This is a genomic window from Mesorhizobium sp. M0174 (assembly GCF_040322275.1).
Lineage (GTDB): Bacteria > Pseudomonadota > Alphaproteobacteria > Rhizobiales > Rhizobiaceae > Mesorhizobium.
The window spans coordinates 34,085-43,896 of the sequence record NZ_JAMYTB010000030.1; the positions used below are offsets into that span (position 1 = coordinate 34,085).

General features: G+C 63.8%; 10 protein-coding genes. 9 read left to right on the forward strand and 1 reads right to left on the reverse strand.

Annotated features, from left to right (window positions below; all coding sequences use genetic code 11):
• Positions 1-36 precede the first annotated feature (36 nt).
• Positions 37-1,026 carry a sugar-binding protein gene (locus NKJ13_RS29225; protein WP_023675805.1) on the reverse strand — a complete coding sequence of 330 codons (990 nt, stop codon included), beginning with the start codon at positions 1,024-1,026 and terminating at the stop codon, positions 37-39.
• A 426-nt stretch (positions 1,027-1,452) separates the two neighbouring features.
• On the opposite strand from NKJ13_RS29225, the gene NKJ13_RS29230 reads away from it, so the two are divergent.
• The 9 genes from NKJ13_RS29230 to NKJ13_RS29270 all read left to right on the forward strand — a co-directional run bounded on the left by NKJ13_RS29230 (position 1,453) and on the right by NKJ13_RS29270 (position 9,538).
• Positions 1,453-2,193: an ATP-binding cassette domain-containing protein gene (locus NKJ13_RS29230; RefSeq protein ID WP_023675804.1), complete on the forward strand. Its 741-nt coding sequence runs from the start codon at positions 1,453-1,455 to the stop codon at positions 2,191-2,193.
• 34 nt (positions 2,194-2,227) lie between these two features.
• Positions 2,228-3,226: an ABC transporter permease gene (locus tag NKJ13_RS29235; RefSeq protein ID WP_352453761.1), complete on the forward strand. Its 999-nt coding sequence runs from the start codon at positions 2,228-2,230 to the stop codon at positions 3,224-3,226.
• Positions 3,227-3,504: 278 nt separating this feature from the next.
• On the forward strand, positions 3,505-4,332 hold the full coding sequence (locus NKJ13_RS29240; RefSeq protein ID WP_023675803.1) for an AraC family transcriptional regulator: 828 nt from the start codon (positions 3,505-3,507) through the stop codon (positions 4,330-4,332).
• A gap of 108 nt (positions 4,333-4,440) precedes the next feature.
• Positions 4,441-4,884 (forward strand): SRPBCC family protein, encoded by a 444-nt coding sequence (locus NKJ13_RS29245; protein ID WP_352740711.1) that lies wholly within the window; start codon positions 4,441-4,443, stop codon positions 4,882-4,884.
• A gap of 33 nt (positions 4,885-4,917) precedes the next feature.
• Positions 4,918-5,712 (forward strand): FAD binding domain-containing protein, encoded by a 795-nt coding sequence (locus NKJ13_RS29250; RefSeq protein WP_352740712.1) that lies wholly within the window; start codon positions 4,918-4,920, stop codon positions 5,710-5,712.
• A 49-nt stretch (positions 5,713-5,761) separates the two neighbouring features.
• Positions 5,762-6,244, forward strand: a complete 483-nt coding sequence (locus NKJ13_RS29255; RefSeq protein ID WP_352708825.1) for a (2Fe-2S)-binding protein — start codon at positions 5,762-5,764, stop codon at positions 6,242-6,244.
• A gap of 14 nt (positions 6,245-6,258) precedes the next feature.
• Positions 6,259-7,626, forward strand: a complete 1,368-nt coding sequence (locus tag NKJ13_RS29260) for a xanthine dehydrogenase family protein molybdopterin-binding subunit (RefSeq protein WP_352740714.1) — start codon at positions 6,259-6,261, stop codon at positions 7,624-7,626.
• A 1-nt stretch (position 7,627) separates the two neighbouring features.
• Positions 7,628-8,632 (forward strand): xanthine dehydrogenase family protein molybdopterin-binding subunit, encoded by a 1,005-nt coding sequence (locus tag NKJ13_RS29265; protein ID WP_352779185.1) that lies wholly within the window; start codon positions 7,628-7,630, stop codon positions 8,630-8,632.
• Between the two features lie 9 nt (positions 8,633-8,641).
• A complete protein-coding gene (locus NKJ13_RS29270; RefSeq protein WP_352740718.1) occupies positions 8,642-9,538 on the forward strand; it encodes an AAA family ATPase in 897 nt (298 codons plus the stop codon).
• Positions 9,539-9,812: the final 274 nt, after the last annotated feature.

Consider the following 9,812-nt stretch of genomic DNA (forward strand, 5'->3'; position numbering starts at 1 on the left):
AACGGGGCGCCCGACGGGCGCCCCGAAACTGCGAACCTACTTCTGGATGCAGGTGTCGACGGTGTCCTTGGTGCATTCGTCGAGGCCGGTGAACACCGGATCGGCGACCGGCTTGCCGTCGACCAGGTCGATCATCACCGAGGGTGCCTTGTAGCCCATCTCGAACGGCCGCTGGCCAACCAGCGCAGTCACCAGCCCGTCACGGGCAATCGCCACCTCGTCGCCGATCGTGTCGGCGGCGCCGATGACGAAGGCGTTGCTGGCGATCTTGTCGGCCATCGGCTTGAACAGGTCGCGGTAGGGCTGCGGAGCGCCGAACAGCGGCCAGCCGCCCATGATGCCGAAGGCGTCGAGATCGGGATTGGCGGCGAGGATGTCGGTCATCGCCTGCACGCCCTTGGCGCCGTCGTCATTGGTGAACACCGGGCAGCCGGCAACTTCCGTCCAGCCGCCTTCGCCCGCCAGCGCCGCGAGGCCGTCCTTGCCCGACAGCGCGTCACGCATGCCCTGCGCGCGGCGCAGGATGTTGTCGGCGGCCGGATTGCCTTCGATGGTGCAGATCTTGCCGCCATTCGGCTTGGCCTTCTTGATGTATTCGCCGATCTTGTGACCCATCAGGTAGTTGTCGGTGCCGAGGTAGGTCTTGCGCAGCGCCGCGTCTTCCTTGCTGAGGTCGGCGTCGAGGGTCATGATCGGGATCGACGGATTGGCGCTTTTGATCGTCTGCGCGATCAATGGCGCGTTCGACGGCGAAATCGCCATCGCCACCGTGTCGGGCTTGCTCAGCATGTCCTGGACGATCTGGGCTTCACCGGCCTCATCCGAGGTCGATGCCGGTCCGGTGTAGAAGCACTCATATTCCGAGCTGGCGTTTTCCTTGTTCCATTTCTCGCAACCCTGGTGGATGGCCTCGAAGAATGGATTGTCGAGACCCTTCACGACGATGACGAGCTGTTTCTTGGCCATAGCCGGCCCGGCACCCAGCGCCATGACGGCGGCGGCAGCGAGCAATAGTGATTTCCTCATGTCAGTCCTCCCTTTGAAACAAACGGACACGGCGTGCCCGCCACACACAGACCGACCCGGAGCAAGATGACAGAGGACGTCGCACTCGTGTCGCCAAGCCAGGTCGATAAGCATTTTCATATTCAGTCTCAGACCGGCACCGACAGATATCGCTGGTTACCAAATCCCTGACCGACAAACCCTCACCGATTCCTTCCGGCAACCCGGTGGCTCGGCGCAAGCTCCTCCGACACTTAGCTAATATCGCCTTGTCATCGACGTCAATGCTATTTGTCCTACAAAACTGATTTTTCGAAAGAAGCCGTGGTTGACGCCAAGGAGGCTTATGCGTAAATGGGCAAAATCGCTGCTTCCGGGAGGAACTGGGGAGAGCGAATGGCCGCGGCAGAACCGCAGGCCGCAAAGCACGGGGAGGCAAGAAGGCTGGTGGCGGTTCTCGAACTCACCAACATCTCGAAGCATTTTGGCGCCATCCAGGCGGTCAACGACGTTTCGTTGTCGATCGAGGCCGGACAGGTTGTCGGCCTGATGGGCGACAACGGCGCCGGCAAGTCGACGCTGGTCAAGATGATCGCCGGCAATTTCCCGCCGAGCCATGGCACGATGCAGATGGACGGCAAGGAGCTGATCCTGCACAAGCCGGTCGAGGCGCGCCAGCACGGCATCGAAATCGTCCATCAGGACCTGGCACTGTGCAACAATCTGACGGCCGCCGCCAACGTCTATCTCGGCCGTGAATTGCGCCGCGGCCTCGGGCCGCTTCGCATCCTCGACTATGCCGCGATGTACAAGCGTGCCGGCCAGATCTTCGCCGAGCTGAAATCCGAAACCCGCCCGCGCGACCTGGTCAAACAAATGTCGGGCGGCCAGCGGCAAGCGGTGGCGATCGCCCGCACCATGCTTTCGCAGGCCAAGATCGTGCTGATGGACGAGCCGACGGCGGCGATCTCGGTCCGCCAGGTCGCCGAGGTATTGAACCTGATCCGCCATTTGCGCGACCAGGGCATCGCCGTCGTGCTGATCAGCCACCGCATGCCCGACGTCTTTGACGTCGCCGACCGCGTCATCGTCATGCGGCGCGGCCGCAAGGTCGCCGACAAGACGATCGCATCGAGTTCGCCGGAAGAAGTCACCGGGCTCATCACCGGCGCCATCGAACAGGTATGATTGACCCCTCAACCATGAGTAAAAAAGGTCGATAATGGCAGTCACCCTTGATCAGACGATCGCGCACAAGCAGCACACCTTGCTGAGCAAGGTGTTTGCCAGCCAGACCTTCTGGGTGGTGATCGCGGTCATCCTCGCCTGCCTGTTCCTGTCGGTGGCAACGGATTCCTTTGCCACGACCAAGAACCTCTACAACATCACCCGCAACGTCACCTTCGTCGCCATCGTGGCGCTTGGCATGACCTTCGTCATCATCACCGGCGGTATCGACCTGTCGGTCGGCTCGGTGCTTTGCCTGTGCTCGATGGTGCTGGCCGTGACCATGCATGCCGGCTACGGCATCGAGATCGGCATTGGCGCTGCGATCGCCACAGCGCTGATCATCGGCGCCTTCAACGGGGTTCTGATCGCCTATCTCGGCTTTCCGCCCTTCGTGGTGACGCTTGGCATGCTGTCGATTGCACGCAGCCTTGCCATGGTCGCCTCCAACAACACCGTCGTCTTCCAGTTCGGACCGGACCACGACAAGCTGCTGGCGCTGGGCGGCGGCGCCTGGGTGTTCGGCATTGCCAATCCGGTGCTTTACATGATCGTGCTGGCGTTGATCACCGGCTTTGTGCTGCGCTGGACGAAATTCGGCCGGCACATCTTCGCCATCGGCGGCAACGAGCATGCGGCAACGCTGACCGGCGTTCCGGTGCGCCAGATCAAGGTCGTCGTCTACATGATCTCGGCAATGGCGGCTGGCCTTGCCGGCATCATCCAGACCGGCTGGCTGGGCGCGGTCACCACCAATCTCGGCAACGGCATGGAGCTTCAGGTGATCGCCGCCACCGTCATCGGTGGCGCCAACCTGGCCGGCGGCATGGGCACAGCCTTCGGCGCGGTCGTCGGCGCGGCGCTGATCGAGGTCATCCGCAACAGCCTCGGCCTGCTCGGCATCAATGCCTTCTGGCAAGGCGTGTTCATCGGCGGCGCCATCCTGCTCGCCGTGCTGTTCGACCGCATCCGCAATTTCAGGCGCAACGACTGAATCTCGGCCGCATCCCGACGCTGAATCATAGACCGTTCGCCGGTTGAATTGCCGGCCTCGAGGCCTCGCCGGCGCTGGTCGCCGGCCGACCGCATCTGTCTTCCCATAGCGGCCTTGAAACGCTCGCCTTCCTCCTATCGCCGGGTCTGAAAATCCGCCGCTGCGGCGCATGGCCGGCGCCCGGACGTGCACATGCGTCTTGACGCAAGCCCAAACTGCGCCGCACAATCGCTCGCAGCAGGCGAAGGGAGGCCAGTCGCCTGCGGGAGGATATACCCATGACGGAAGCGATCAGGCTCTACTGGGGCCGGTTCGGACATGTTTCTGTCCTGAACGTCGCCAGCGACTTCGTCACCCATGCCCATGTCGAGGCGCATATCATCATCTGGCTGGAAGGCACCGCCGGCGAGATGACCATCGGCCGCGAGACGGTACGGCTTGGACCGGGCACCGCCGCCGGCATCAATTCCTTCCAGCCGCACAGCCACGCTCTGTCCCGCGACGGCACGCCCGGCCTGTTCCTCGCCTTTTACATCGATCCGGACTGGGCACGAAAACGCCGCGAGCTGCCTTCCGCCGCGCCGCTGTTCTCCGCCCCGGCAATCACGCTCGAGCCTTGGCTGCACAAGGCAGCGGCCAACCTTCTCGATCATCTCAGCGACAATGAGAGCATCGACGACATCGCCAATTACGAGATCGAGCGCTTCATCGACAGCGTGCTCGATGCCGCCGACGCGTCCGCACCGCAGACGGTGCGCACCCGCATCAACACCATGCAAGACTTCCGCGTCCGCAAGGCGATCCAGCTGATGAAAGCCAATGTCTGCGAGCGCATCTGCTTCGACGACGTGGCGCGCAGCGTCGGCCTGTCGCGGCCGCATTTCTTCGCCCTGTTCAAGGAACAGACCAATCTGACGCCCAACGTCTATTGGAACACGCTGCGCATGGAGGAAGCGGTGCGGCAGTTACAGTGGTCGCAGGAGCCGCTGATCTCGGTCGCCTGCAATCTCGGCTTCACCACGCAAGGCAATTTCTCGCGCTTCTTCCGCGACCATGTCGGCGTCCCGCCGACGCTTTACCGCGAGGCGGCGCGGGCGATCAGCTGAGCGCCCGTTTTTTCAGACTATTTGATAGGCGTTCAAGACGCATTGATAAGCGCTGCCGAGCCTGCCGCTCTACCCTCCCAAGCAGCTGATTTGCAAGGGAACGATCATATGGCGAAAGTCACCATCTCCAGCGTCATCGACGCACCGGTCGAAAAGGTCTGGGCGCGCATACGCGACTTCAACGGTCTGCCGACCTGGCACCCGCGCATGGTCGAAAGCCATATCGAAGACGGCAAGGATGCCGGCACGATCGGCTGCGTGCGCAATTTCCAGCTCGCCAGCGGCGCCCGCCTCCGCGAAAAGCTGCTCGATTTCTCCGACGAGAACTTCCTCGTCAGCTACGCCATCCTGGAGACGCCGCAGCCGCTCACCAACCACAAGTCGACGCTGCAGTTGCGGCGGGTGACGGACGGCGACCGCACCTATGCCGAATGGACCGCCAGCTTCGACGCCGCTCCCGAGGAAGCCGATAAATTGGCCGAAGGCATGGGCGCCAATGTTTTCCAGGGCGGGTTCAACGCCCTGAAGGCCCACTTTGCCGGCCAGAGTTGAATGACGGACTAAGCCCGAAAAAGGGAGCGTTCCATGGCGCTTGCACTGCAGACTTTCCCTACGGTGAAGGACGCCGGCGCGGCGCTGAAAGCCGCCGGCACCCGCTATCTCGGTGGCGGCACACTGGTGGTGCGCGCCGTCAATGAAGGCGACGTGTCGATCTCCGGTTTCGTCAGGTCGACCGACCCGGCGTTGTCGGCCATCACCGTCTCCGGCGGCACGGTCCGCATCGGCGCTTCGGTGACCATGGCGGCGGTCGCCCGTCACCCGGATCTCATCCCGCTGGCCCACGCCGCGCGCGCCGTCGGCGGCCCGGCGATCCGCAACATGGCGAGCGTCGGCGGCAATCTCTTCGCGCCAGCGCCTTACGGCGATTTCACCGTTGCGCTGCTGGCTTTGGATGCAACCGTCAGCACCGGCGACGGCGAACTCCCGATCGAAACCTTCCTGGCGAAACGCGAAAGCAACCACGCCATCGTCACTGCGGTCGGCTTCACGATTCCGAAGGAAGGCGGCTTTCGCTTCCTGAAAGTGTCGAGGGTCAAGCCAAAGGGCATTTCGGTGCTGAGCATCGCCACCGTGCTGGAACAGGCGCCGGACGGCACTGTCACCTCAGCGCGGATCGCGCTCGGCTGCATGGCCGACCGGCCGATCCGTGCCAGGGCGGCGGAGAAGGCCCTGATTGGCCGGGAACTCACGAGCGAGGGCATCGCACCGGCACTGGCTGTTGCCCGCGACGGCACTTCGCCGCGAACCGATCCGATCGCCAGTGCCTGGTATCGCAACGAAGTCCTGCCGGTCCATCTCGGCCGGCTGCTGCTCGCCTGAAAGACCGTGGCGCGTATGTCCGCCTGGCTGCGGCGCAAGGAGTAAAAAGATGGCAAAGGTCCCGGTTCAGTTCACGCTCAATGGTGCCGAAAAGGCCGAATTCATCGACAGCGGCACAACGCTGCTTCATGCGCTGCGCGACAAGATCGGCGACACCTCGCCGAAAGGCGGCTGCCACCAGGGCACTTGCGGCGCCTGCTCGGTCATCATCGACGGCGAGCTCAGGCTCTCCTGCCTGACGCTGGCCGAGACCTGCAACGGTGCGACCGTCACCACGACGTCGGGGCTTTCGGAAGGCGGCGTGCTGCATCCGCTGCAACGCGCTTTCCTCGACGCCTTCGCCACGCAATGCGGTTTCTGCACGCCGGGCATGATCATGGCCGCCAAGGTGCTGCTCGATCAAACCCCGAACCCCAGCCGCGAGGATGTGGTCGAGGCACTGTCCGGCAATATCTGCCGCTGCACCGGCTACGAACCGATCATCCAGGCGGTGCTGAGCGCCGCGCGCTCCAATTCGCAGAACGCGGCTTGAGGGGAGTCAAAAAGATGGAACTCCGCAAGAGCTACTTTGCCGACCAGCGCAAGGACGATCTGCACGAGATCGGCCAGCCGCGGCCGCGTTCGGATTCGCCCGGCCATGTCACCGGCAAGACCGCCTATTTCGCCGACCGCAATTTTCCCGGCATGCTGCACCTGAAGATGGTGCGCAGCCCGCATCATCACGCCCGCATCCGCAGCATCGATACGTCAGAGGCGGAAAAGCACCCCGGCGTCGTCAAGGTGCTGACCGCCAAGGATGTGCCGCACAATGTCTACACCATCCTGATCCTGATCCAGATCGGGCCGGAGGACGAGACGGTGCTGGCCGACGGCAAGGTGCGCTGGAAGGGCGAGGCCGTGGTGGCGGTGCTGGCCGAGACCGAGCGCGCCGCCCAGGAAGCCGCCGCCAAGGTCAAGGTCGATTACGAGGTGCTGCCGGCCGTCTTCGACATGGACGAAGCGCTGAAGCCCGGCGCGCCGATCGTCAACGAATATCACGGCCGGAATTATTACCTCTACGACAGCGGCGAATGCCGCAAGGTGCGCTTCGGCGATGTCGAGGCAGGCTTTACAGGAGCCGACCACGTGCTCGAACAGACCTACCAGTCTTCACCGATCGAGCATGCGCCGACCGAAACGACCGGCTGCATCGTCGCGCCGGAGGGCAACGACCGCTTCACCTGCTACACCAACACGCAGGCGATGTTCTTCACCCTCGATAACGCCTCGATCATCCTGCAGATGCCCGGCAACAAGCTGCATTTCGTCGGCGGCACTGTCGGCGGCGGCTTTGGCGGCAAGGTCGACGTCATCGTCGAGCCGATCGCCATCCTTGGCGCCAAACTAACAGGACGACCGGTCTGTTTTATCTACAGCCGCGAGGAAGAGATGCAGATTTCCTCGCCGCGCGCCGCCGAGAAAGTCGTCATCAAGGACGGCGTCATGAACGACGGCCGCATCGTCGCGCGCAAAGTGACCGGCTACACCGACGCCGGCGCCTATTCGCGCCATTCGCCCTACGGCGCGCAGAAGGGCGCCGGCCATTATCCCGGCCCCTATACGATCCCGAATGTCTGGATCGACACCTACTGCGTCTACACCAACCGCACCCCGTCCTCTGCGATGCGTGGCTTCGGCGTGACGATTGGCGATTTCGCGCTAGAGGTACAGATGGACAAACTCGCCCGGCTGATCGGCATGGACCCGCTCGAATTCCGTTTCATCAACGCCTATCGCGATGGCGACATGAAAGCACATCGGCAGCCGACCGAGGGTGCGGCGCTGATCGAGTGCATGCAGGAAGCCTCGCGCGCCGCCAACTGGCCGGTAGCGGAAAAATTCATGGCGATGTCGTCTTACGCGAAGGGAGTTTGAGATGGCGATCAGGCGCGGACGCGGCGTCGCCGCGATCAATTATCCGACCGGCATGAATCTCGGTGGCGACCCGACGCAGGCGCTGGTCCATTCGACGCCGACCGGCAATTTCATGGTCACGCTGTCGAGCGTCGACCTCGGCCAGGGCATGAAGCAGATCATGGCGCAGATCTGCGCCGAGACGATCGGCGTGCCGACCGACCGTGTCGTCGTCGACACCGCCGACACCGACACCGGCCCGCATTGCATGGGCACCTTCGCCTCGCGCGGCACGCACCGCGCCGGCAACGCCGTCATCCAGGCGGCCAGGGAAGCCCGCCAGGTGATGCTGGAAGTGGCGGCCGAGGAGCTGGAGGTGAATGCCTCGGACCTCGAGACCGATGGCCAGGGCAACATCCTGGTCAAGGGCGCGCCGCAGAAATCGATCTCGATCTTCGATGTCGCGCTGTCGGCGCATTTCAAGCGCGGCCGTTCGATTTCCGGCCGCGGCATGTTTTTGATCCCGCGCTCCTATCCGGAGAAAGAGACCGGCGCGATGAAGCCCTCGACCTGCTATGCGCACGCCTGCACGGTTGCCGAGGTCGAAGTCGACGACGAGACCGGCGAGGTCACCGTGCTGACGGTGAAGAACATGTTTGAGATCGGCCGTGCGCTGAACCCGAAAATGGTCGAGCAGCAGCTCGTCGGCGGTTCGTGGATGGGCATCAGCCATGCTCTCTACGAAACGACCGAGCCCTATTATCCCAACCGCGACCATGGCGGCACCGACTTCAACCAATATCTGATGCCGGGTCCTGGCGATCTCGCGCAAACCGAGATCATCGTGCTGGAGAGGCCCTCGGCCGACGGGCCGTACGGCGCTAAGGGGCCGGGTGAAATGTGCGCCAACCCGCAAATCCCGGCGGTGGCCAACGCCGTCTTCGACGCCGTCGGTGTGCGCATCGACACGCTGCCGATCACGCCGGAGCGCATCCTGCGGGCGCTGAAGGCGCAAGCATCGAACTGAGTGCTGGAAATGCCCAAGAGAAGCGCCCGGACTTCAAGCGCAGAGACAGTCGCGACCTCGCCGGAGGCGGTGGCGTCCCGCCTCGCCGCCTCGCGCTATCTCGCAGATGAAAGCCTGGCCACCGCAATCTTCCTGGCGATCAGGCTGGGTAAGCCGCTGCTGCTCGAAGGCGCGCCCGGCGTCGGCAAGACCGAAGCGGCGAAGGCGATAGCCGAACTGCTCGGGCGCGATCTGGTGCGGCTGCAATGCTACGAAGGCATCGACGCCGCACATGCACTATACGAGTGGAACTACCAGCGCCAGCTGCTCGCCATCCGCCATGCCGGCGAGCACGAGGTCGACATCTACGACGACCGTTTCCTGATCGCGCGGCCGCTGCTGCAGGTGCTGAAGGCGCCGGAAAAGTGCGTGCTGCTGGTCGACGAAATCGACCGTTCCGACCATGAATTCGAAGCGCTGCTGCTGGAGTTCCTGTCCGATTTCCAGATCAGCATTCCCGAGCGCGGCACCATTCGCGCGACGGCGCAGCCGATCGTCATCCTGACCTCGAACCGCACGCGTGAACTGGCCGAAGCGCTGCGGCGGCGCTGCGTCTATCACTGGATCACCTATCCCGACGCCAATCGCGAGGCCGAGATCATCATGCTGCGCGCCGGCGACGTCGCCGAGGCCACGGCGCGCGCCGTGGCTTCCGCGGTGCGCGACATCCGCGCGCGTCCGCTGGCCAAGCCGCCAGGCATCGCCGAGGCGGTCGAATGGGCCAATGCCGCCACCATCCTCGAAAAGGGCGGCAGCCCCTGGCCGGAAGCCTTCCGCCGCGCCATCGGCGTGCTGATCAAGGACGAGGAGGACTTTTCCTGCATCGCGCCCGAGCTCGGCAAGATTGTCGAGGAGGCGCTAGCGTGACGAGCAACCGAAGCGCGCTAGCGCGATACCCCAGGGCTAGTGCGCGACGCTGGCGGGACAGCGCCCCCCTCTGTCCTGCCGGACATCTCCCCCTCAAGGGGGGAGATTGGCAGCTTGGGCGCTCCGCTCAATTCTGCAACGTTGAAGATTGGCGAAAGCCGGCGAGATGTCTGATCTCCCCCCTGTTTGGACCGGGGACATCGCGAACAGGTGTGCGAGGACATCGCGAACAGTTTGGCGCGCTTTGCGCTGGGGGGTTCGGGATGCCATTCGA